Origin of the sequence: Sphingopyxis sp. OPL5 (assembly GCF_003797775.2) — a bacterium.
Lineage (GTDB): Bacteria > Pseudomonadota > Alphaproteobacteria > Sphingomonadales > Sphingomonadaceae > Sphingopyxis.
The window spans coordinates 2,990,261-3,010,586 of record NZ_CP060725.1; the positions used below are offsets into that span (position 1 = coordinate 2,990,261).

Here is a 20,326-nt window from a genome sequence, read left to right on the forward strand (position 1 = left end):
TATCGTGCGTGCCAATGTAAGGATGCAAAAGCGGGGGGCAAGCGCGATCTGGTTTCAGGCGGCGATCGGCAGCCCCGGCGCCGCGCCGAGGCTCGTCGCTTGCCCGGCCAGCGGTGATGACGGCGGTGTATTGCCGACAATGCGGTCGAATGCGGCGTCGATCGTCGGATAGGCGAAGCAAAAGCCGCTATCGAGGGCGGCGTGCGGCACGACGAATTGTCCGCTGAGCAATAGCTCCTCGGCGAAATCGCCGAGCGCCAGCCGCAGCGGCGCGGCGGGGACGGGCAGGATCGCCGGGCGATGCAGCGCCCGACCGAGCGCGGCGGTAAAGGCGGCGTTGCTGACCGGCGCGGGGGCGGTGGCATTGACAGGCCCAGCAAGGCTGGGCGTCGTGATCGCGTGAACGATCAGTCGCACCATATCGTCGCGGTGGATCCAACTCATCCCCTGCCGGCCGCTACCGAAACGGCCGCCGAGGCCGAATTCGAACGGGGTCAGCATCCGCGCCAGCATCCCGCCCTCGGCCGCCAGCACCAGCCCGGTGCGCAGCGTCACGAGGCGGATGCCGGTCGGGATCATGTTGCGGGCGGCGGCTTCCCACGCCGCGCACAGCCGCTGCGAGAAGCAGGGCGTGCCACCGTCGGCTTCGCTCAGCGGGGTCGCGTCGCGCAGGCCATAGATGCCGATCGCCGAGCCCGACACGATCACCTCGGGTTTGCGCTCGAGCCGTGCCGCGAGCCGCATCACCGCGCGCGTCACGCCAAGCCGCGAGCGGAGAATCTTGCGCCGCTTGCGCAATGTCCAGGGCGAATCGGAAATCGGCTCGCCGGCCAGATTGACGATCGCGTCGATCGGGTGGCGGTCGTCGATCGCATCGAGGCTCGCGATCACCCGCACCGGCGCGGGCAGCGCCGCTTTCGCCGGGCCGCGGGTTAGCACGATGACCTCATGCCCCGCCGCCGCCAGCGCGGCGACGAGCCGGCGGCCGACAAAGCCGGTGCCGCCGGTGACGAGGATGGTATGACGATCGAGCAGCACCGATGCCAGGCTGGCCGGGTCCGCCTCGACCAGCCGCGGTGCCCGCCGCGCGGCGGCAAGGTCGCGCAGGCCCGAAACGACCACCCCGACCGCGGCGACCAGGCACGTCCAGGACAGCCAGCCATGGTCGGCCCGCGGCAGCGCGGTCGGCTCGCCCGCCCAGCCGAGCAGCAGCGGCACCAGCATCGCGAGGATGACGCCATAGTTGAGCGTCAGCAGCGTGTGGGTGACCCGCTCGGTCGCCGGCAGGTGCCGCGACCGGTCTTCCTCGACAAAATCCCACAGCGTGATGACCAGCTCGACGCCCAGCAGCGCGATCAGCGCCACTGCCCAGCCGCCGCGCGGTTCGAGCCAGCCGAGCGCCATGAACAGCACCGCGTAGAGCAGGTTGCGCACGCCGTGCAGCATCAACTCGGTCCGTTGCGACGCGCGCCATGCCAGCCGCTCGGTCCCTTCGTGGTGATAGAGCGTGTCGAACGCCCCCATCGCCATCTGCAGCATCACCGCCGTCCAAAGCCAGCCCGTCATGACACGCCTCCTTCCTCTGCTGCCGGGTCGCGGAAGCGCCCGACCTGGTGCATCATCTCGCCAAACCAGCGGTGACGCAGCGTCAGGATGAACAGGAATTCGCCGCCGCCGACATCGACATGGTCGATCGTCAGCGCCCCCGGGCTGCACCACGCGGGAAGCCGCAGCCGCAGGCGCCCGATCTGCCAGAAATAATCGGCCGAGCGAAAGGTCAGGCCGTCGCGCCGCGCCTCGACGTCCAGCGTCATGCCGATGCCGCCGCCGACATGCTCCTCGAGTCCCGTTGCGCCGGCAAAACGCTTGGCGCTGTGGATCACCTGAGGGAACCCCCGTCGGCGGGCATATTGGCGCGTCCAGCACTGGCCGCCGCCGCTGTCCTCGCCGACGGTGACGACCGCCGCGACGCCGATGTCGCGCGACAGCGGGAGCGGGGCGCCGATCACGCGGCACAACTGCGCCAGCAGCCAGCCGGTCGCCGAGCGTTGGGAGGTGATGATCTCGCCGCGATAGATGGCGAGCCGCAGGCCGGTGAGCCGTTTGGAAAAACGGCGCTGAACCGTTTCGGGCAAGGCCGCCCAGGCTGTGGGCGCGATCAGGCGCCGGAAGCGATAGTCGTAGAGCGCCTCGTCGCCGCGCACGGAAGAGGCGGGGGCCGTTTCGACCGTTTCGCGCTGCGCTCCGCCCCACATCGTCCGTCTCCTACTTGGCCTCTTTGCCCTTGCCGGGCCGCCAATTGATCAGCTTGGTCACCCCGGCGCCCAGCTTGATCAGCCGCATCAGCGCCGGCTTCGGCACCGCCAGCATCTCGTCGTGCCACCGCGACATCGTCGTGACGAAATCGAGCATGTCGGAAAGCCGCGCCTTTGCGCCATCGCTCAGGCCGGGGTCGTGTGCCGCGCGTGCGACGCACGCCTTCAGCGCCGCCTCGGCCGGGTCGACCTCACGCGCCTTGCGCCCCGCAGCGATGCGCGTCACCATTTCCCAGATGTCGGTTTCGGCGGCGAAATGATCGCGCCGGTCGCCGAGTACCGGCACGCGGCTGATCAGCCGCCAGCCGAGCAGCTCCTTGATCGAATTGGAGACGTTCGAGCGCGCGAGGCCCAAGAGGTCGGCGATCTCCTCGGCGTGCAGCGGCCGGTCGCTGACGAAGAGTAGCGCATGGATCTGCGCGACCGACCGGTTGACCCCCCATTGCCCGCCGAGATTGCCCCAATGGAGGATGAACTCGGTCGCCGCGGGGGACAGTTTCGACTCATGTTCGATCATTTCTGTCATAACAGAAATAATAGTCGAAACAGGAATAATGTCAATATTGCCGTGAGGGCGGGAACGCGGCTAGACGGGGCGCAGGGTCGCTCCGGAGGGTGGAGCTTTTATGCGGACAGGGATGGCGGCGGCTTTGCTGGCGATGGGAGCGATCGGCGCGGCGGCGCCGAACGCGATGGCGATGCAGGTGGAGCGCGCGGCGGGCGAAGCCGAGATCGAGGCGATCGGGCAGATGGTCTCCGATGCCTTCGACCTCGACTATAGCACGCAAAAGGACGCGATCCGCGACGCTTTCATCCAGATCGAGGGGCGCGCCGGGGCATCGGCGGTGCGCTTCGCCTCGGACCCCGAGGCGGGGCTGAAGCTGCGCGAATTGCAGGCCATCGGCGCCTTTTACGCCGCGCAGCACAATGATCCCGACTATGGCGATGTCGCCGGACAGCAACAGGAAATCGCCTGGCTCGACGAGACCGTGCGACTGCTCGGTCCGGCGCTCGCGGTGCGCGGCGGCGATGGCGATCATTATGAATTTCGCGGCGCCGCCGGCCAGTTGTTCGACCATGGGCTGCGTTTCGACGATCCGCGCCTTGCGGAGTGGTCGGCGATGCGGGTGCAGGCGAACCACTACCGGGTGAAGGCGATCCCCGACGACTGGTTCGAGAAGGTCCTGCTCGCCGAAGCGCTCTACGACCATGGCTGGATGACCCGGGACCAGGCGCTGATCGACGAAGCCAATCGGATCGCCGCGAGCCTTCCCGCGGACGAATTGCGCGGTTCGCTGCGGCGCAAACGCGACGCGGTCGCGGCGGGCGAGGCGCCCTATTGACGGCCGGGGGATCGATCGCCCGGCGCGTGGGTTGCGACGGCGGCCCGCGCGGCCTATCATGATCGCCTGATTTCGAAGGAAGAGTAAGCCGCCATGGATTTCCCTGCAACGTCATCGCCCCAAAGCCATGCCTTGCAGGATCAGCCCCATGCCCGCCATCACCCTCTCGAACCTTCACTACACCACCCCTGACGCCCAGCCGCTGTTCACCGGCCTCGACCTCGGCTTCGCCGCCGAGCGGACGGGACTTGTCGGGCGCAACGGCGTCGGCAAGACGACGCTGCTGCGCCTGATTGCGGGCGAGATCGAGCCGCGAGCAGGCAGCGTGCGTGTCGCGGGCACGCTCGCGATGCTGCGCCAGAGCGTCCAACCGCCGCCCGGCGCGCTCGTCGCCGACCTCTTCGGGGTGACCGACGCGCTGGCGCTGCTCGCGCGCGCCGAGGCGGGCACCGCGACGGCCGACGAACTCGCCGACGCCGACTGGACGCTCGAAAGCCGGATCGAAGTAGCGCTCGCCCGCGTCGGGCTCGCCGCGACCTCCGATACCGCGCTCGCCCGCCTGTCGGGCGGCCAGCGCACCCGCGCTGCGCTTGCCGCCGCGATCCTCGCCGAGCCCGATTTCCTGCTGCTCGACGAGCCGACCAACAATCTCGACCGCGACGGGCGGCAGGCGGTGATCGATCTGGTCGCCGATTGGCGCGCCGGCATGATCGTCGTCAGCCACGACCGCGAACTGCTCGAGGAAATGGACGCGACCGTCGAACTCACGTCGCTCGGCGCGGCGCGCTATGGCGGCAACTGGAGCGCCTATCGCGCGCGCAAGGCCGCGGACCTCTTGCAGGCCGAGCAGGGTCTCGCTGACGCCGAGCGTCGATCGGCCGAGGTCGCGCGCGAGGTGCAGGCGGCGAGCGAGCGCAAGGCGCGCAAGGACAAGGGCGGGCGCAAGAAAGCCGCGAAGGGCGACATGCCGCGCATCCTGCTCGGCGCGATGAAGGACCGCGCCGAGGACAGCGGCGGTGCGGGTGCAAGGCTGGCGGCCCGCAAGCGCGACGAAGCCGGCGACGCGCTGGCCGCTGCGCGAAGCCGCGTCGAGGTGCTTCAGCCGTTCACCGTCGCCATCGCGCCCAGCGGCCTCGCGGCGAACCGCCTTGTCGTCGACGTCGCGGATGCCACTACGGGCTATGCGTCCGGCGAACCGGTGATCGAAACCCTGTCCTTCACCATGGTCGGCCCCGAACGCGTCGCGATCGCCGGCCCCAATGGCTCGGGCAAGACGACGCTGCTCGCGCTGCTCACCGGCCAGTTACAGCCATGGGCGGGGCGGGTGCGGGTGATTGCCGAGCATGCGATGCTCGATCAGACGGTGTCGCTGCTCGACCCGGCACAATCGATCCGCGACAATTTCCGCCGCCTGCATCCGGAAACCGACGAAAAAGCCTGCCGCGCCGCGCTCGCGCGGTTCCGCTTTCGTGCCGATGCGGCGCTACAGGTCGTCGGCACGCTGAGCGGCGGCCAGATGCTGCGCGCCGGGCTGGCTTGCACGCTCGGCGCGCCGCAGCCGCCGCAACTGCTGATCCTCGACGAGCCGACCAACCATCTCGATATCGACTCGCTCGAAGCGGTCGAGGCGGGGCTCGCAGTCTATGACGGCGCGCTGCTCGTGGTCAGCCACGACGCGCCATTCCTGGACGCGATCGGGGTGACGCGGCGGATTGCGCTGGGATAGAGTTTCAAAGCCTCGTCATTGCGAGCGTAGCGAAGCAATCCAGAGCCTGCGTAAACCGCTCTGGATTGCTTCGCTACGCTCGCAATGACGAGGGAGGGATGAAAAAGGGCGGCCATCCTTTCGGACGCCGCCCTTGATTTCGTTTCGCCGGAAGCGCGGCTTATGCGGCTTCCGCCTCGTCGTCATACTGATCGACGGGGCCCGAATCCTGGCCCTTGGCATCGACGTCGCGGTCGACGAATTCGATGATCGCCATCGACGCCGCGTCCGAGGCGCGGATACCGGCCTTGATGACGCGGGTGTAGCCGCCGGCGCGGTCGGCGTAGCGGGTCGCGATGACGTCGAACAGCTTCTTGAGCTGCGTTTCGTCGAGCAGGCGGCTCTGCGCGAGACGGCGATTGGCCAGGCCGCCGCGCTTGGCGAGCGTGACCAGCTTTTCGATATAGGGACGCAGTTCCTTCGCCTTGGCGACGGTCGTCATGATCTGCTCATGCTTGATCAGCGAGGCCGACATGTTGCGGAACATCGCGGTGCGGTGCGCGCTGGTGCGCTGCAGTTTGCGGCCGCCGGTTTTATGAATCATGATGTTGTCCTTCGTTCGTTAAAGGCCCGTGTGAGGTAGCCCAGACCAGGTCGATTGCGGGCCGACCCTTTCCCGTTGTTGGCCCCGGCCGAAGCCGGGGCGCAAGATCAGCCGAGAAGTTCCTGTTCGAGCTTCTTGGCCATTTCCTCGATATTCTCGGGCGGCCAGCCGGGGATGTCCATGCCGAGGCGCAGGCCCATCGACGACAGCACTTCCTTGATTTCGTTCAAGGACTTGCGGCCGAAGTTCGGGGTGCGGAGCATTTCGGCTTCGGTCTTCTGAACGAGATCACCGATATAGATGATGTTGTCGTTCTTCAGGCAGTTGGCCGAACGGACCGACAGTTCGAGCTCGTCGACCTTCTTGAGCAGGAAGCGGTTGAGCTGGTTGACGTCGCTCTCGTCGGCGGTGGTCGGCGACGCCGCCATGCCGATCATGCCGCTGTCGTTCATCGCTTCTTCGAAGTGGACGAAGACCTGCAGCTGGTCCTGGAGGATGCGCGCGGCGTAAGCGACGGCGTCTTCCGGGGTCACCGTGCCGTCGGTATCGACGGTCAGCGACAGCTTGTCATAGTCCAGTTCCTGACCGATGCGGGCATTGTCGACCTTGTAGGCGACCTGGCGCACGGGCGAGAAGAGCGAGTCGACCGGGATCAGGCCGATCGGCGCGTCGACCGGGCGGTTGGCGGTCGCGGGGACATAACCCTTGCCGGTGTCGGCGACGAGTTCCATGTTCAGCGTCGCACCCTCGTCGAGGTGGCAGATGACATGGTTCGGGTTCATCACCTTGATGTCGCCCGACACCATGATGTCGCCGGCCTTGACGGTCGCGGGACCGGTGGCCGAAAGCTGCAGCCGCTTCGGGCCTTCGCCTTCCATCTTCAGCGCGATCTGCTTCACGTTGAGGACGATGTCGGTGACATCTTCGCGCACGCCGGCCAGGCTCGAGAATTCGTGGAGGACGTTCTCGATCTTGATCGACGTGATGGCCGCACCCTGGAGCGACGAGAGCAGCACGCGGCGCAGCGCGTTGCCGAGCGTCAGGCCGAAACCGCGCTCAAGCGGCTCGGCGACGAAGGTCGCCTTGCGCTTGCCGTCGCTGCCGGCCTTGATTTCCAGGTTGCTGGGCTTCTTCAATTCCTGCCAGTTCCGGATATTGACAGTCATGGTCTTCCCTTTGCTTTTGGCGGGACAGGGCGGGGGCGGAAACCGACCGGTCCGGCGTTAGGAGATAGCGGATGCCGCCCCGGACGGGGCGGATCCGAAGCAGGTATCAGACGCGACGGCGCTTTGCCGGGCGGACACCATTGTGCGGGATCGGGGTCACATCGCGGATCGAGGTGATGTGGAAACCGACCGCCTGCAGCGCGCGCAGCGCCGATTCGCGACCGGCTCCCGGACCTTTGACTTCGACTTCCAGCGTACGGACGCCATGTTCGGCGGCCTTCTTGCCGGCGTCTTCGGCGCAAACCTGCGCCGCGTAAGGGGTCGACTTGCGGCTTCCCTTGAAGCCCATCATGCCGGCGCTCGACCAGGCAATCGCATTGCCCTGTGCGTCGGTGATGGTGATCATCGTGTTGTTGAAGGTCGCGTTGACGTGGGCGACGCCCGACGAGATGTTTTTGCGTTCGCGCCGACGAAGGCGCTGCGGTTCACGAGCCATGATGAAATCCTAATCCTAAATCCTGAAGCTGGCCGCAGGTCGTGGCGACCTCCGGCGGAAAGTAAGGAAGCGCGCCCGCAAGGACGCGCTCGAACCTTACTTCTTCTTGCCGGCGATCGGCTTCGCCTTGCCCTTGCGGGTGCGCGCGTTGGTGTGCGTGCGCTGACCGCGGACCGGCAGGCCCTTGCGATGACGCAGGCCGCGGTAGCAGGCGAGGTCCATCAGGCGCTTGATGTTCATCGCCGTGTTGCGGCGAAGGTCACCCTCGACCGTGTGGTCGGCGTCCAGCGTTTCGCGGATCTGCAGGATCTCGGCGTCGCTGAGGTCCTGAACGCGACGCGTGTGGTCGATGCCCAGCTTGGTGGCGATGTCGACGGCGGTCTTGCGACCGATGCCGTGGATGTAGGTGAGCGCGATGATCACGCGCTTGTTGGTGGGCAAATTGACGCCCGCGATACGTGCCATGGGGTACTTTCTCCTGCTCCACAGGGCCGTAGGCAACCGGCCCCATCTCAAAGCGTCTGATTTCCAACGCAAAAAACGGACCACGAATGCGCGAGCGCGCTTCGCCGTCCGGTCAGGCTGTCGGAATGGAGGCGCAGTTAAGGTGAGTCGCCCGAATTGTCAAGCGAACTGCGGCAAAATGCACCACCGCGGCGGGTGGTCAGGCGGAGGTTGTAAGCGCCACCGCCCGGTCGTGCAAGCGATCGACGACGGCCCGGTGGATTCCGGGGGCGCAGGCGATGACCCCGAAGGCCTGCGCGCGCGGGGTGTTGAACCGCAGCGGCGCGCCGAAGGCGTCGGTGACCGCCGCCCCGGCCTCGGTCGCGATCAGCGCCGCGGCGGCGACATCCCATTCGAAACCCCAGCGCAGCGTCGCGACCAGATCGGCGCGGTCGTCGGCGACCAGCGCCATGCGCAGCGCGATGCTGTTCGGCTTGGTGACGATCACCAGATCGCTGTCGACGCGCGGCAGCGCGTCGGCGGGAACGCGCGACCCGGCGAATTCGGTGCGCTGGCTCGCGTGCAATGTCTCGCCGTTGAGCAAGGCGCCCTGGCCACGCTGCGCGACCCACAGCTCGTCGAGCGCGGGGGCATAGAGAACACCGAATTCGGGGGTGCCGTCGACGACGAGCGCGACCGACACCGCCCAGCCGGGCCGCCCGCGGATGAAGTCGCGGGTGCCGTCGATCGGGTCGACGCACCACATCGCGCGGCACGCCAGCCGGTCGGTGTTGTCGGCGGTCTCTTCGGACAGCCAGCCCGCCTCGGGCACCATCGCCCCGAGCACCGCCTTCAGCCGCGCATCGACCGCGAGGTCGACATCGCTGACCGGATTGTTCGGCGATTTATACTGGACGTCGACCGCCTTGCCCTCGCCGCGCCAGCGCGCCATCGCCATGTCGCCGACCTCGCGGGTCGCCGCGATCACAGCCTCGAGGTTGCGGTGCGGCACGGCGGTCTAGCTCGATGCGACGGTCATGCCGTCGATGCGCAGCGTCGGGACATTGGTGCCGTGGCGGAACTCCAGATCGTCGGCGGGGATCAGCGCGGCGAACATGGCGATCAGATTGCCCGCGACGGTGAATTCGGCGATCGGTTCGGCAAGCTGGCCGTTCCGGATCGCGAAACCCGACGCGCCGCGGCTGTAATCGCCGGTGACCGGATTGACGCCCTGGCCGATCAGCTCGGTGACATAGACGCCCTCGACGACGTCGGCCATCAGTGCCGCCGGCGATACGGTGCCCGCGGCGAGGTGGACGTTGCTGACGCTGACCCCCGACGCGCCGCCGCCGCGGCTCGCATGGCCGGTGGGGGCGAGGCCGAGCTGCTTCGCCGACGCATTGTCGAGCAGCCAGCCGGTCAGGCGCCCGCCCGAAATCAGGTCGCGCGCGCTCGTCGGCAGGCCCTCGCCGTCGAAGGCGCGGCTGCGCAGCCCGCGCGGCCGGTGCGGCTCGTCGCGAATGACGATGGCGCTGTCGAACAATTGCGCCTCCTCCTTGCCGAGCAGGAAGCTGGTGCCGCGCGCGATCGACGGGCCGCCGATCGCGCCGAGCAGATGGCTGACCATGCTGCTGCCGACGCGGGGGTCGAACAGGACCGGGACCTTGCCGACCGGGGCCTTGCCGGGGTTCAGCCGCGCGACCGCACGGGTGCCGGCGCGGGTGCCGATCGCGCCGCTGCTTTCGAGGTCGGCCAGATAATGGGCGCTGTGCCAGCCATAGTCGCGCTGCATGCTCGCGCCTTCGCCGGCGATCACGCTCGCCGACAGGCTGTGCCCGCTCGCGCCATAGCCGCCGGCAAAGCCGTGGCTGGTCGCGAGCGCGAGGCGGGTGCGGCTGTGGCTCGCGCTGCCGCCTTCGCTGTTGGTGACGCCGGCGACCGCGCGCGCGGCCTCCTCGACGCTTCGCGCCGCTTCGCGCAGCGCCTGCGGGTCGGCCTCGCTGGCGTCGTCGAGGTCGAGGTCGGGGATGGCGCCCCTGAACAGCAGGTCCTCGGGGGCGAGGCCGGCATATTGGTCTTCGGGGGCCTCGCGCGCCATCGCGACGCAGCGGTCGACCAGCTTCGCCAGTTCGCCCGCGTCCATGTCGGCGGTCGACACGCTCGCGCTGCGCTGTCCGACGAAGACGCGCAGGCTGATGTCCTGCCCTTCGGACCGCTCGACATCCTCGAGCGATCCGAGGCGCATCGAGACCGAGGTCGCGGCGTTGCAATAATAGAGCGCGTCGGCGGCGTCGGCGCCGGCCTTGGAGGCGGCGTCGCACAGCATCTGCGCGCGGTCGAGGGCTTCGGCTACGGTCAGCATGGCCGCGCCTTAGGGCGCGCGCGCGAAGCCGTCAAAATCTTATCGGTGAACGGCCGCCTCAGCCGCCGATGACCGCCAGGCCGGTCGTCGCCGCCATCGCGCCGCTGACCCACAGGAAGGGCAGGGCGAGCGCGGCGACCCACAGGCGCAGCAGGTCGCGGCGGAAGCGGGCGTGCAGGCCCCAACTCGCCAGCGCCTGGCGGCTGAGATGATACCAGCGCCGTTCGGTGATGCGCGCGACGGGCACCGCGATGGCGAGCAGCAGGATCAGCGCGACGACGGTCAGGCCCGAAGGGGCCCCCGCGGCGATCGCGCTCGACACGAGCCAGATCTGCAACGCGGCGAAGACGAGGAGGGCGAAGGCGGCATGAAAGGTCATCCGGCGGCCCAGGCTTCGGGCCGGAGGCACGGCACGAGGCGAGCGCCTCCACAGGCGCGGTCCGAATGTTGATGCCATTTTTTTCAGCCCCCTTAGGCCGGCGATTCCCAGAAACCCGACGATTTCAACCAATAATGACCGAGTCAAGACAGTCTGGCCCCGATTCGTTAATTTCATCCTCGATTCGGCCCAATTTGCGAACGATTCTGCGTCGAACGGCGAATTCGCCGCCAATCTGGCAACGAAAGCGGCTCAAATGGGGCTGGAGGCGGCTTGCGCGGCGCGACTCGCCGTCGGTCGAAGCCTTGCATCCATCGCCGCCCCTGATAGCGTCCATGGTCTGTCCATCCGGACCATAGACGAACAGGGGAATCATCGATGCGTTACCTCGCCTTCCTGGCTGCCCTCAGCTTGCCGCTCGCACCCGCGCTCGCGCAGGAAGCGGCCAAGACCGCTGCACCCGTCGCGCCCAAGCCCGCGGCGCTCATCGCCGATGGCATGCCCGACGTGCCCGCCGAACTCGCGTCGGCAACGCGCCCCTATATGGAAAATCGCGGCGCCAGCTTCGTCGGCTGGAATCCGGTCGACAAATCGATGCTGATCGCGACGCGTTTCGGCAACACCAGCCAGATCCATCGCGTCGCCGCCCCGATGGGCGACCGCAAGCAGCTGACGTTCGAGGAGGAGCCGGTCGGCAATGCGGCCTGGTCGCCCAAAACCGGCGACCTGATGCTGGTACAAAAGGATATCGGCGGTAACGAATTCTACCAGATCTATGCGATGAAGAACGGCCGGCTCGAATTGCTCACCGACGGCAAGAGCCGCAACGGCATCAACGCGTGGAGCAACGACGGCACGCTCGTCGCTTACACCTCGACGCTGCGCAACGGCCGCGACAGCGACATCTACCTGATGGATCCGCGCGATCCGAAATCGGCGCGCATGGTCGCCCAGGTCGATGGCGGCGGCTGGGCGCTCCTGGACTTCGCGCCCGACAAGAGCTGGGCGCTCGTCGGCAAATACAGCTCGGTGCAGAAGTCGGACTTCTTCCGCCTCGACCTCAAGAGCGGGGCGATGACCCCGATCGGCGATCACAGCAAGACCGTGTCGCACAATGGCGGCACCTTTGCCCCCGACGGCACGATCTGGATCACCAGCGACGAAGGGGCCGAGTTCGAACGGCTCGGCACGCTCGACCCCGCGACGGGCAAGTTCACCCCGAAGGGACCCGCCGAGAAATGGGAGGTCAGCGGCTTCGACATTGCCGAGGACGGCAGCTTCATCGCCTATACGGTGAACGAGGCGGGCATGTCGAAACTGCGCCTGCTCGACCCGAAAAGCGGCGCGGTGCGCACCGTCGACAGCCTGCCCGCCGGCATCATCGGCGGGGTCGAGATCGCCCCGTGGGGCGAGATCGGAATCAGCTTCACCTCGGCGCGCAGCGCGGCGGACGCGTTTAGCGTCGATCCAAAGACGCTCAAGGTCACCCGCTGGACCGAAAGCGAGACCGGCGGCCTCGACGTCACAAAGAATATCGAACCCGAACTGGTCAAGGTGAAGAGCTTCGACGGGCTCGAGGTGTCGGGGTTCCTCTATCGTCCCGATCCCGCGAAATTCCCCGGCAAGCGCCCGCTGATCATGAGCGTCCATGGCGGACCCGAAGGCCAGTCGCGCCCGGGCTTCATGGGACGGTCGAACTATCTGCTCAACGAAATGGGCATCGCGCTCTTCTATCCCAACGTCCGCGGCTCGACCGGTTACGGCAAGACCTTCGTCAGCCTCGACAACGGCCCGTTCAAGCGCGAGGACAGCGTCAAGGACATGGGCGCCTTCCTCGATGCGCTGGCAAAGGACAGGACGCTCGACGCGTCGCGCTTCGGGCTGACCGGGGGCAGCTATGGCGGCTATATGTGCTACGCCGCCGCGACCCATTATGCCGACAAGCTGCGCGCGAACCTGTGCGTCGTCGCGATCTCGAACTTCGTCACCTTCCTCGAAAACACCCAGGATTATCGCCGCGACCTGCGCCGCGTCGAATATGGTGACGAACGCGTGCCCGAACAGCGGGCGAAGCTGATCGAAATCTCGCCGCTCACCCGCGTCGCCGATATCAAGAAGCCGCTGTTCATCGTCACCGGCGCCAACGACCCGCGCGTGCCGGCGTCAGAGGCCGACCAGATCGTCGCGGCGGTGCGCAAGAATGGCGGCACCGCTTGGCACCTTGTCGGCACCAACGAGGGCCATGGCTTCGCGAAGAAGGAAAACGCCGACTATAATTTTTGGGCGTCACTCGTCTTCTGGAAACAGTATCTGCTGAACTGACGCCGATGCGGGCTCACCAGGCGATGGTGAGCCCGCCGGTCTTGTAGCGATCCGACAATTGGTCGATCGCCTTTTGGGCCGGGATCAGGCGCCATTCCATGCCGGCAAGGTCCGCGGGAAGGGCGCCGGCGTTGACGAAGCGCACCCGCATCTGGGCCTCGTAGCCCGAATTCTGCTGATAGCTGCCGACATACATGCCCGACACGTTGGTCGTGCGCGAGATCGACAGGCGGCTGAGCAGGATCATGCTGTCATACCCCTCGCGGCGCGCGGTCTGCGCCGCGCCGAGCATCGCCAGTTCTTCCACGGCGGCGATCGGCGCCAGATTGTGGGTATAGCGGATGGTCCAGATGTCGCTTTTGCCCTCCTGATTGCGCGACAATCCCGAGTCGCTGAGGAAATAGCCGTCGCCGGCGGGCTTGAGCGTCGGAACGATCTTGGATGTTTCGGGCCGGGGCAGCAGCGCCATCAGCTCGGCCGCCGGAAAGTCGAGAGCCTTGACGCGCTCGGCGTCGAAATTGCTCCGCAGCCTTGCCCGAACCGCGTCGAGCTCGGCCTTTTCGGCCGCATTTTCGGCGGGAAGATTCGCCAATATATCGGCAACGATCGGCAGTTTATCCAACCCCTTGGCAATGAATTCGGCGTGGGTTTCGTCGCTGGGACGCGTGGCGATCTTGGGCCGCAGGTCGATCGCGGCCTCCCAGAGCCCGATTTCGCTTTTGGCCCGGCGCGCATAGGGCAGCCGGCGGGCGTGATCTTCGACATCCTGCTTCTTCGGCGGCTTGCCGTCGGCGCGCGGCGGTGGCGGCGCCATCGCTTCGTCGAGGTCGACCTTCGCTTCCGCGAGCGCAGCCTTGGCCCAGGCGGTATTGCCGGCGGCGGCCTCCGCATAGGCGCGCGCGCCCTGCACCGTCGCGCGCTGTTCGATCTCTTCGAGTTCGTTCTGCTCGCCGCCCCGCAGCGTCCAGCCACCCCGCTGTTTGGGCAGGTCGAAACTGATCGTCGGCGCGATCGCGCGCGCCGCCTCCAGGTCGCCGTCGAGGAACAGCATCCAGAAAAGCGCGCGGCCGCTTTCGGGCGACAGCGGAACGGCATCCTTCATCTCCGCGGCCTGCGCGGCGAAACTTTTGTCGAGGTGCATGTGCAGCCGCGTCGCGAGCTGGCGGATCGACTGCGACCAGGGGCGGCCCGCGCGCATCTCCGCGATGGCGGCCAGTGCCTCGTCGCGCCGGCCGAGCGCGATCAGCGCATAGGCCCGGACGCCGCGGTTGCCGACACCGATGCTCTGCAGGAAATAGCCGTCCTTGTGCGCGGCGCCGAGCGCATCGCTGGCGCCGGTCAGCGCGATGGCGCGCTCGGCTTGGCCTGCCCAGACGGCATGGACCGCTTGCGCCTGCAACAGGTTGGCGCGGCGCAGCCAGAAGGCATCGATCAGGCGCGCGTCGTGTAGCGCGCGCTCGCAGGCGGCGAGGCCTCGCTCTCCAAAGGTGTAAATGTCCTTGCGGCGAATGTCGGCGGATCGCGATGCCGCGCCGAACATGAAGGTCTCGCGCGCGATTCCGTCCGATTTTCCGCGCGGGGCGTTATAGCCGTCGCAAGCCGAAAAATCCTGCTCGCTCGCGGCCGCGACGCTTGCCGCCGGCGTGACGGGTGGTGCGGGCGGGGCCTCACCCCGCGCCGCAGCCGTCGTTTCGTCCGCCGCCTGTGCGGCAATCGCCGGCGCGGCCAGACCCATCGCCGCCGGCAGCAGCGCCATCATTCCGATCTTCATATATCGCCCCTGTTCCCCTGTCGGAGAATCGCTAACCCAGTGTCGGCTCGCGATCAACCAGCCAGTCGGGGCGTCGCGGTCAGTTCCGCGGCGGCACCGGCAATTCGGTCGCGTCGGGCTCGGCCTGCTCGCGCTGCGGCGCGGTGCCGTTCGCCTGGGCTTCCAGATCGGCGGCCGCCTTCTGGCGTTCGGCCATCGCGCGTTCCTCGGCGACCACCGCGGCTTCGACTTCGTCCGATGCCGCGTCGATGCCGGCGATGCGCTTGGCGCGTTCGTCGGCGATCATCGCCTGCCAGTCGGTCTTGTCGGCCGCCTGCCGTTCGGCCTTGGCGCCCGCGACGAGCGCCTGGGTACAGCCGGTGAAGCCGCCGAGGCCGACCGGCGAGCAGCTGTCGGTGCCGAAGCGGCCGACGCGCTCCATCGCGGTCACGCGGTTGAGCCAGGCCTGGTTGCGCGGATCGAGCGGGTCGCCGCCGCGGAACAGCTGCGGCACGCGATAGCGGTCGCCTTCGGGCAGGCGGTTACACACGACGATCTCGTCGCTGCTCGACGGCTCGCACTTGTCGTTGCCGTAAACGATGACCTGGTTGATCTTTTCGGCGCTCGACGTGTCGGCGTCCTGCGCGGCGGCCGGAAGCGCGAACAGGCTGCCGGCAAGGAGCAGCGCGGCGAGGGGGAGGCGGGTCATCGGATCATCCTTCGTCATTTCGTGCGGAATGGCACCGCGTGCCTGCATCCGTCATGAACGGGCAGGCGGTTTCTGTATCAGATACGCTTCGACAGCGCGATGGCTGCGCGGCACCCGGCGCGGATCGCGAAGCTGAGCAGCGGATAGCCGGGCGCGCTTTCGGCGCCCGCGGCGAGCGCCGCTTCCTTATGCTCCAGCTCCTCGGCGCGGAAATCGGCGACCGCGGCGCTGAGTTCGGGATCGCTGTCGCCGAGTTCGTCGAGCTGGTCGCGATAATGGCGGTCGATCTCGGTCTCGACCGCGGCGGTGCACGCCATCGCGGCACGCGGGCCCATCGCGGCGGTCACCGCGCCGAGCGCGAAACCCGCGACCTTCCACACCGGCTGCAGCGCGGTCGGGCGGACGCCGCGCCGCGCAACCATCGCGTCGAAGAATTTGCGGTGGCGCTCTTCCTGTTCGGCCATATGCGCTATTTCGCGCGCCATCGGGTGGCGGTCGCCCATCACCGCGAGCTGGCCGGCATAGATGCGCGTCGCGCCATATTCGCCCGCCTGGTCGACGCGGATCATCGACGCGTTGCGCCCGTCGTCGCCGGCGCCGTCCTTTTTCGTGTCGCTCATGCGACCGATGTGGGCCGCCGGCGCAGCAGGGTCAAGACGAAGGCGGCGGCGGCGAGCGAGAAGATCGCGTTGAACCCGGCGAGCGAGATCGGTCCCAGCGTCCATTGCGGCACGTCGCAGCGGACGATCGGCGCCGCCATGATGCTGTCGAGCGTCACCGGCCCGCTGCCGGTCGAACTGCACGTCGTCAGCCCCTGCCACCATCCATATTCGACCCCGGCGTGGAAGATGCCGATCGCGCCGCTGATCGCGATTGCGACGGCGGCGAGCAGGGTCAGCGCCCGCATCGCGGCCTCGTTCCTGCGCAGCAGCAGCGCGAGCAGCGCCAGCACGATCGCGGCCTGGTGCGGCCAGCGCTGCCAGTAGCACATCTCGCACGGGTGCAGGCCAAAGCCATATTGCGACACCAGCGCCCCGCCATAGAGGAGCAGCGGCGCGGCGAGCGCCACCAGCGGCGCGGCGATACGCGAGTTCAGCATCGAACCTACCTATAGTGACCGAGAGAAGACTATCAGTTGCGGCGGACCGGCTTGGCGGGCGCCTTGGCGGGGGCGCTGCCCTGCGCCATGCGCGCCGCGGGGTTGATCCGGCCGATCGTCTGCAGCGCATAGTTCATCTGGAAATCCTCGATGCCCTTGGCCTTCAACTCTTCGGCGGTCGCGGTGAAGCGCGGATCGTCCTTCTCGTCCTTTTCGAGCAGGCTATTGTCGACCTTCTTCTCGTTGATCAGGTGGCGCCGCAGGTCGCTTTCGCGGAAGCGCGGACGGTCCTTGTAATCGGGGTCCGACAGCTGCGGCACGCGGATGTCGGGGTCGATCCCGCCTTCCTGCACGCTGCGGCCCGACGGCGTATAATAGCGCGCCGTGGTCAGGCGCAGCGCAGTCGTGTCGGTCAGCGGCAGCACCGTCTGCACCGAACCCTTGCCGAAGCTGCGCTCGCCCATGATAACCGCGCGGTGCTGGTCCTGCAGCGCGCCTGCGACGATTTCGGAGGCCGATGCCGATCCGGCGTCGATCAGCACGATCACCGGCGCGCCGCCCGCGAGGTCACCGGGTTCGGCGAAATAGCGTTCGATGTCGCCCTTGCGGCGGCCGCGCTGCGAGACGATCTCGCCGCGTTCGAGGAACAGGTCGCTGATCCCGACGGCTTCGTCGAGCAGCCCGCCGGGGTTCGAACGGAGGTCGAGGACCCAGCCGCGCGGCTTTTTACCGAGCGATTTTTCGACCGCCATCATCGCGGCCTTGAGGTCGGTGGTCGCGTCGGCGGAGAAGCTGCTCACGGTCAGCACGCCGACGTCGCCCTTCACTTCCCATTTCACCGGCTTTAGGTCGATGATTTCGCGGGTCAGCGACAATTCGATCGGCTTGTCCTGGCCTTCGCGCACGACGGTGATGTCGATCTTGGTGCCCGGCTTGCCGCGCATCTGGTCGACCGCTTCGTCGAGCGTCAGCCCGAAGATCAGTTCCTTGTTGATATGGGTGATATAGTCGCCGGCCTTGATCCCGGCCTTGGCCGCCGGGGTGTCGGCGGTCGGCGCGATCACCTTCACGACGCCGTCTTCCATCGTCACCGACAGGCCCAGCCCGCCATATTCGCCGTCGGTCTGGGTGCGCAGGTTCGAAAAGCCGCGCGCGTCGAGATAGCCCGAATGCGGGTCGAGGCTGGCGAGCATGCCGTTGATCGCGCCTTCGATCAGTTTCGAATCGTCGACCGGTTCGACATAGTTCGACCGCACTTCGAGGAAGACGTCCATGAAGCGCGAAATCTCGTTGGTCGTCGCGGTGTCGACGGTCGCCATCGCCCCGGTCGCCAGCGGCACCAGCGCGAGCGTACTCAGCGCGGCGGCGCCCTGCCACAGCGCGAAACGGCGCTTGGGGGAGGCGATGGTCTTGGTCGGTTCGGTCATGATCGTCTTTCACCTTGGCGGACGGTCCGCCCTATAATCCCCGGCCCGCCATATTCCTACGCATTGGACGGGGCGTCAAGCGCAGCATCCCATTATGGACCGGCATCCGAACGGCGGGTTAACAGGGGGCGATCAGCCGAGCATCCGGGCGATGTCGACCGGGCGCCCGGCGCGGCGCAGCTCGACGGTGATATGCGCGTCGTGCGCCCCGGCGCGGCCGATCGGCGCCCCGGCATCGAGCGTGTCGCCGACGCTCGCCGACAGCCCGATCATCCCGGTGAGCAGCGAGGTCCAGCCACCGCCATGGTCGATGATGACGATCTTGCCATAGCCGCGATAGTCGCCGGCGAAACTGACCCGTCCCGGCGCCGGGGCGACGACCTGGCCGCCCGGGCGCGCGACGATGGTGATGCCGCGCGATCGGACCCCGCTGTCGTCGACCTCGCCGAGTCCCGCGACGATCCGCCCGACGACGGGCAGGCGATAGGCGCCTTGCGCCAGCTCGGCTTCCTGCGTGGAGGGCGCGGCGGTTGCGGGGTTGCCGCTCGCCGGATCGTTCGGGCGCTGGACCGGACCCGCCAGCTGGGCCAGCTCGGCGCGCACCCCGCTGTCGACCTCGAGCGTGTCCATCAGGTCGACGATGTCGCGCGCTTTCTCGCCGAGCCCGAGCGCGCGGTCGGCTTCGAGCCGCGCGCTGCTCATCAGGTCGCGCGAGCGCAGCCGGCCTTCATTCTCCAGCCGCGTCAGCTCGTCGCGCCGCGTCGCGAGCTGCTGCTTGCTCGCAGCGAGCGCCGCGAGCGCGACCGATTGCTGCGCGCGGGTTTCGCGGAGCTGGGCAAGCTCGCGGCGGACCCCGGCGGTGCGCCGCTCGATCACCGGCATCACCGCGTCGAGCACCGCGCGGGCATGGACCATGTCGGTCAGCGACCCCGGCTGCGCGAGCACGGTCACCGGCGGCTGGCGCGACAGTTGCTGGAGCGAGGCGGTGAGTTCGAGCAAAGGTTGTTGCTGCTCGGCGAGCCGCGCCTGCTGTTCCGCCAGCCGCCGCCCGACCAGCGCGACGCGCGCCTCGCCGGCACTGATATCGGCCTCGGCCGACTGGATGCGCGCGGCGAGCGCGGCGCTGCGTTTCTTCAGCCGGTCGGCGGCGTCGGTCGCCGCCGCCGCCTGCACTTCGAGCGCCGCGCTGCGCGCCAGCGCCGCCGCCGACTGTTCCTTGGCGCTGATCAATTGCCGGCGTTCCCCGGCGGCGATCGCCTCGGGATCGAAGGCGTCGCTCTGCGCCAGCGCCAGTGCCCCGCCGGCAAGCGCGAGGGCCATTGCCGGCAAAGCGAAGGCGAGCCTCATTGCTGGCCTTCGCGGTGATAGGGGTGACCGGCGATGATGCTCGTCGCGCGCCACAATTGCTCGGCGAGCATCGCGCGCGCCATCAGATGCGGCCAGGTCGCGCGGCCAAAGGCGATCGCCTTGTCGGCATCCTTCCGCTCTTCGGGGGTGAAGCCGTCGGCGGCGCCGAGGCAGAAACGCGCCTCGCGCACCCCGTCGTCGCGCCAGCGTTCGAGCAGTTTGGCGAGGTCGAGGGAGGTGATCTGCTCGCCCGTCTCGTCGAGCAGGATCGTGCGGCTGCCCGGGGCCGCGGGCGGCACCTTGCCGCCGGTGTCGGGCAATTCGGTGATTTTCTGCGGCCAGGTCACGCGCTTCATATAGCGGCCGACAAGCTCGGCCTCGGGGGACCGCCCGATACGTCCCCGTGCGATGATGTGCAGCAGCATGACGCCCCGCCTAGCCTCCGGCGGGCAGGGACGTCAATTTACGGCGGTGACCGGCGGCGCGTCGCCGAACGACCACATGCGCTCGAGGTTATAGAAGCTGCGCACTTCGGGGCGGAACAGGTGGACGATGACGTCGCCGGCATCGATCAGCACCCAATCGGCGTTGGGCAGGCCCTCGACGCGGACCAGGCGGCCCGCTTCCTGCTTGATCCGCTGCGCCAGCTTGTCGGCGATCGCCGAAACATGGCGCGTCGACCGGCCGCTCGCGATGACCATATGGTCGGCGATGCTGCTCTTGCCGGCAAGCGGGATGGAAATGGTTTCCTGGGCCTGATCCTCGTCCAGCTGGTGGAGGATCAGCGCGTGGAGGGCTTCCACGCTGTCATTCGGTGCGGCGCCGGGCGCGGCATCCTTACTGGCGGCTATCAAGCTT

Annotated in this window: 21 protein-coding genes; 3 read left to right on the forward strand and 18 right to left on the reverse strand. The window is 67.9% G+C overall.

Features of this window, described 5'->3' with window-relative positions; genetic code table 11:
• Nucleotides 1-54 precede the first annotated feature (54 nt).
• Genes EEB18_RS14400 through EEB18_RS14410 form a run of 3 tightly spaced genes read right to left on the reverse strand, consistent with a single transcriptional unit; the run spans nucleotide 55 to nucleotide 2,841 of the window.
• Entirely contained in the window at nucleotides 55-1,566 is a 1,512-nt protein-coding gene (locus EEB18_RS14400) for a TIGR01777 family oxidoreductase (protein ID WP_187140565.1), read from the reverse strand.
• Nucleotides 1,563-2,255: a DUF4166 domain-containing protein gene (locus EEB18_RS14405; RefSeq protein ID WP_187140566.1), complete on the reverse strand. Its 693-nt coding sequence runs from the start codon at nucleotides 2,253-2,255 to the stop codon at nucleotides 1,563-1,565. The genes EEB18_RS14400 and EEB18_RS14405 overlap by 4 nt, the downstream gene beginning before the upstream one ends.
• Before the next feature lie 10 nt (nucleotides 2,256-2,265).
• Nucleotides 2,266-2,841 carry a GbsR/MarR family transcriptional regulator gene (locus tag EEB18_RS14410; protein WP_187140567.1) on the reverse strand — a complete coding sequence of 192 codons (576 nt, stop codon included), beginning with the start codon at nucleotides 2,839-2,841 and terminating at the stop codon, nucleotides 2,266-2,268.
• Between the two features lie 100 nt (nucleotides 2,842-2,941).
• On the opposite strand from EEB18_RS14410, the gene EEB18_RS14415 reads away from it, so the two are divergent.
• Nucleotides 2,942-3,658 (forward strand): hypothetical protein, encoded by a 717-nt coding sequence (locus tag EEB18_RS14415; protein ID WP_187140568.1) that lies wholly within the window; start codon nucleotides 2,942-2,944, stop codon nucleotides 3,656-3,658.
• 148 nt (nucleotides 3,659-3,806) lie between these two features.
• Nucleotides 3,807-5,384, forward strand: a complete 1,578-nt coding sequence (locus EEB18_RS14420) for an ABC-F family ATP-binding cassette domain-containing protein (RefSeq protein ID WP_187140569.1) — start codon at nucleotides 3,807-3,809, stop codon at nucleotides 5,382-5,384.
• A gap of 160 nt (nucleotides 5,385-5,544) precedes the next feature.
• On the opposite strand, the gene rplQ is transcribed toward EEB18_RS14420, so the two are convergent.
• The 7 genes from rplQ to EEB18_RS14455 all read right to left on the reverse strand — a co-directional run bounded on the left by rplQ (nucleotide 5,545) and on the right by EEB18_RS14455 (nucleotide 10,814).
• The gene (gene rplQ, locus EEB18_RS14425; RefSeq protein ID WP_187140570.1) at nucleotides 5,545-5,967 is read right to left on the reverse strand and encodes a 50S ribosomal protein L17; all 423 of its coding nucleotides are present in this window, start codon (nucleotides 5,965-5,967) and stop codon (nucleotides 5,545-5,547) included.
• Nucleotides 5,968-6,074: 107 nt separating this feature from the next.
• On the reverse strand, nucleotides 6,075-7,133 hold the full coding sequence (locus tag EEB18_RS14430; RefSeq protein WP_056345952.1) for a DNA-directed RNA polymerase subunit alpha: 1,059 nt from the start codon (nucleotides 7,131-7,133) through the stop codon (nucleotides 6,075-6,077).
• Between the two features lie 106 nt (nucleotides 7,134-7,239).
• Complete coding sequence (rpsK, locus tag EEB18_RS14435; protein WP_003040416.1) at nucleotides 7,240-7,629, reverse strand: 30S ribosomal protein S11; 390 nt, start codon at nucleotides 7,627-7,629, stop codon at nucleotides 7,240-7,242.
• 96 nt (nucleotides 7,630-7,725) lie between these two features.
• The gene (gene rpsM, locus EEB18_RS14440; RefSeq protein WP_056345954.1) at nucleotides 7,726-8,094 is read right to left on the reverse strand and encodes a 30S ribosomal protein S13; all 369 of its coding nucleotides are present in this window, start codon (nucleotides 8,092-8,094) and stop codon (nucleotides 7,726-7,728) included.
• Between the two features lie 199 nt (nucleotides 8,095-8,293).
• A complete protein-coding gene (locus tag EEB18_RS14445) occupies nucleotides 8,294-9,085 on the reverse strand; it encodes an inositol monophosphatase family protein (protein WP_187140571.1) in 792 nt (263 codons plus the stop codon).
• A 6-nt stretch (nucleotides 9,086-9,091) separates the two neighbouring features.
• A complete protein-coding gene (locus EEB18_RS14450; RefSeq protein WP_187140572.1) occupies nucleotides 9,092-10,435 on the reverse strand; it encodes a TldD/PmbA family protein in 1,344 nt (447 codons plus the stop codon).
• 58 nt (nucleotides 10,436-10,493) lie between these two features.
• Nucleotides 10,494-10,814, reverse strand: a complete 321-nt coding sequence (locus EEB18_RS14455; RefSeq protein WP_235535609.1) for a hypothetical protein — start codon at nucleotides 10,812-10,814, stop codon at nucleotides 10,494-10,496.
• 378 nt (nucleotides 10,815-11,192) lie between these two features.
• Between EEB18_RS14455 and EEB18_RS14460 the strand changes: the two genes are divergently transcribed.
• Nucleotides 11,193-13,136: a prolyl oligopeptidase family serine peptidase gene (locus EEB18_RS14460; protein WP_187140573.1), complete on the forward strand. Its 1,944-nt coding sequence runs from the start codon at nucleotides 11,193-11,195 to the stop codon at nucleotides 13,134-13,136.
• Nucleotides 13,137-13,149: 13 nt separating this feature from the next.
• Here the strand turns inward: EEB18_RS14460 and EEB18_RS14465 are convergent, their stop codons facing one another.
• From EEB18_RS14465 to rsfS, 8 genes are all read right to left on the reverse strand, one after another.
• A complete protein-coding gene (locus tag EEB18_RS14465) occupies nucleotides 13,150-14,907 on the reverse strand; it encodes a hypothetical protein (protein ID WP_187140574.1) in 1,758 nt (585 codons plus the stop codon).
• A 79-nt stretch (nucleotides 14,908-14,986) separates the two neighbouring features.
• Complete coding sequence (locus EEB18_RS14470; protein WP_056347201.1) at nucleotides 14,987-15,595, reverse strand: hypothetical protein; 609 nt, start codon at nucleotides 15,593-15,595, stop codon at nucleotides 14,987-14,989.
• Between the two features lie 77 nt (nucleotides 15,596-15,672).
• A complete protein-coding gene (locus EEB18_RS14475) occupies nucleotides 15,673-16,215 on the reverse strand; it encodes a demethoxyubiquinone hydroxylase family protein (RefSeq protein ID WP_187140575.1) in 543 nt (180 codons plus the stop codon).
• Nucleotides 16,212-16,694 carry a disulfide bond formation protein B gene (locus EEB18_RS14480; RefSeq protein ID WP_187140576.1) on the reverse strand — a complete coding sequence of 161 codons (483 nt, stop codon included), beginning with the start codon at nucleotides 16,692-16,694 and terminating at the stop codon, nucleotides 16,212-16,214. Before EEB18_RS14480 ends, EEB18_RS14475 begins: the two co-directional genes overlap by 4 nt.
• A gap of 32 nt (nucleotides 16,695-16,726) precedes the next feature.
• Nucleotides 16,727-18,121, reverse strand: a complete 1,395-nt coding sequence (locus EEB18_RS14485) for a S41 family peptidase (RefSeq protein WP_187140577.1) — start codon at nucleotides 18,119-18,121, stop codon at nucleotides 16,727-16,729.
• 132 nt (nucleotides 18,122-18,253) lie between these two features.
• Nucleotides 18,254-19,441 carry a murein hydrolase activator EnvC family protein gene (locus EEB18_RS14490; protein WP_262407935.1) on the reverse strand — a complete coding sequence of 396 codons (1,188 nt, stop codon included), beginning with the start codon at nucleotides 19,439-19,441 and terminating at the stop codon, nucleotides 18,254-18,256.
• 23 nt (nucleotides 19,442-19,464) lie between these two features.
• Nucleotides 19,465-19,893, reverse strand: coding sequence for a 23S rRNA (pseudouridine(1915)-N(3))-methyltransferase RlmH (locus EEB18_RS14495; protein WP_187140579.1), 429 nt, complete (start codon nucleotides 19,891-19,893; stop codon nucleotides 19,465-19,467).
• A gap of 33 nt (nucleotides 19,894-19,926) precedes the next feature.
• Entirely contained in the window at nucleotides 19,927-20,322 is a 396-nt protein-coding gene (rsfS, locus tag EEB18_RS14500; RefSeq protein ID WP_179102119.1) for a ribosome silencing factor, read from the reverse strand.
• Nucleotides 20,323-20,326: the final 4 nt, after the last annotated feature.

What these genes read in the sequence shown, in the direction of transcription:
- EEB18_RS14400 (WP_187140565.1), bottom strand. Translation starts at nt 1,566, where the DNA reads ATGACGGGCTGGCTTTGGACGGCGGTGATGCTGCAGATGGCGATGGGG.
- EEB18_RS14405 (WP_187140566.1), bottom strand. Translation starts at nt 2,255, where the DNA reads ATGTGGGGCGGAGCGCAGCGCGAAACGGTCGAAACGGCCCCCGCCTCT.
- EEB18_RS14410 (WP_187140567.1), bottom strand. Translation starts at nt 2,841, where the DNA reads ATGACAGAAATGATCGAACATGAGTCGAAACTGTCCCCCGCGGCGACC.
- EEB18_RS14415 (WP_187140568.1), top strand. Translation starts at nt 2,942, where the DNA reads ATGCGGACAGGGATGGCGGCGGCTTTGCTGGCGATGGGAGCGATCGGC.
- EEB18_RS14420 (WP_187140569.1), top strand. Translation starts at nt 3,807, where the DNA reads ATGCCCGCCATCACCCTCTCGAACCTTCACTACACCACCCCTGACGCC.
- rplQ (WP_187140570.1), bottom strand. Translation starts at nt 5,967, where the DNA reads ATGATTCATAAAACCGGCGGCCGCAAACTGCAGCGCACCAGCGCGCAC.
- EEB18_RS14430 (WP_056345952.1), bottom strand. Translation starts at nt 7,133, where the DNA reads ATGACTGTCAATATCCGGAACTGGCAGGAATTGAAGAAGCCCAGCAAC.
- rpsK (WP_003040416.1), bottom strand. Translation starts at nt 7,629, where the DNA reads ATGGCTCGTGAACCGCAGCGCCTTCGTCGGCGCGAACGCAAAAACATC.
- rpsM (WP_056345954.1), bottom strand. Translation starts at nt 8,094, where the DNA reads ATGGCACGTATCGCGGGCGTCAATTTGCCCACCAACAAGCGCGTGATC.
- EEB18_RS14450 (WP_187140572.1), bottom strand. Translation starts at nt 10,435, where the DNA reads ATGCTGACCGTAGCCGAAGCCCTCGACCGCGCGCAGATGCTGTGCGAC.
- EEB18_RS14455 (WP_235535609.1), bottom strand. Translation starts at nt 10,814, where the DNA reads ATGACCTTTCATGCCGCCTTCGCCCTCCTCGTCTTCGCCGCGTTGCAG.
- EEB18_RS14460 (WP_187140573.1), top strand. Translation starts at nt 11,193, where the DNA reads ATGCGTTACCTCGCCTTCCTGGCTGCCCTCAGCTTGCCGCTCGCACCC.
- EEB18_RS14465 (WP_187140574.1), bottom strand. Translation starts at nt 14,907, where the DNA reads ATGAAGATCGGAATGATGGCGCTGCTGCCGGCGGCGATGGGTCTGGCC.
- EEB18_RS14470 (WP_056347201.1), bottom strand. Translation starts at nt 15,595, where the DNA reads ATGACCCGCCTCCCCCTCGCCGCGCTGCTCCTTGCCGGCAGCCTGTTC.
- EEB18_RS14475 (WP_187140575.1), bottom strand. Translation starts at nt 16,215, where the DNA reads ATGAGCGACACGAAAAAGGACGGCGCCGGCGACGACGGGCGCAACGCG.
- EEB18_RS14480 (WP_187140576.1), bottom strand. Translation starts at nt 16,694, where the DNA reads ATGCTGAACTCGCGTATCGCCGCGCCGCTGGTGGCGCTCGCCGCGCCG.
- EEB18_RS14485 (WP_187140577.1), bottom strand. Translation starts at nt 18,121, where the DNA reads ATGACCGAACCGACCAAGACCATCGCCTCCCCCAAGCGCCGTTTCGCG.
- EEB18_RS14490 (WP_262407935.1), bottom strand. Translation starts at nt 19,441, where the DNA reads ATGGCCCTCGCGCTTGCCGGCGGGGCACTGGCGCTGGCGCAGAGCGAC.
- EEB18_RS14495 (WP_187140579.1), bottom strand. Translation starts at nt 19,893, where the DNA reads ATGCTGCTGCACATCATCGCACGGGGACGTATCGGGCGGTCCCCCGAG.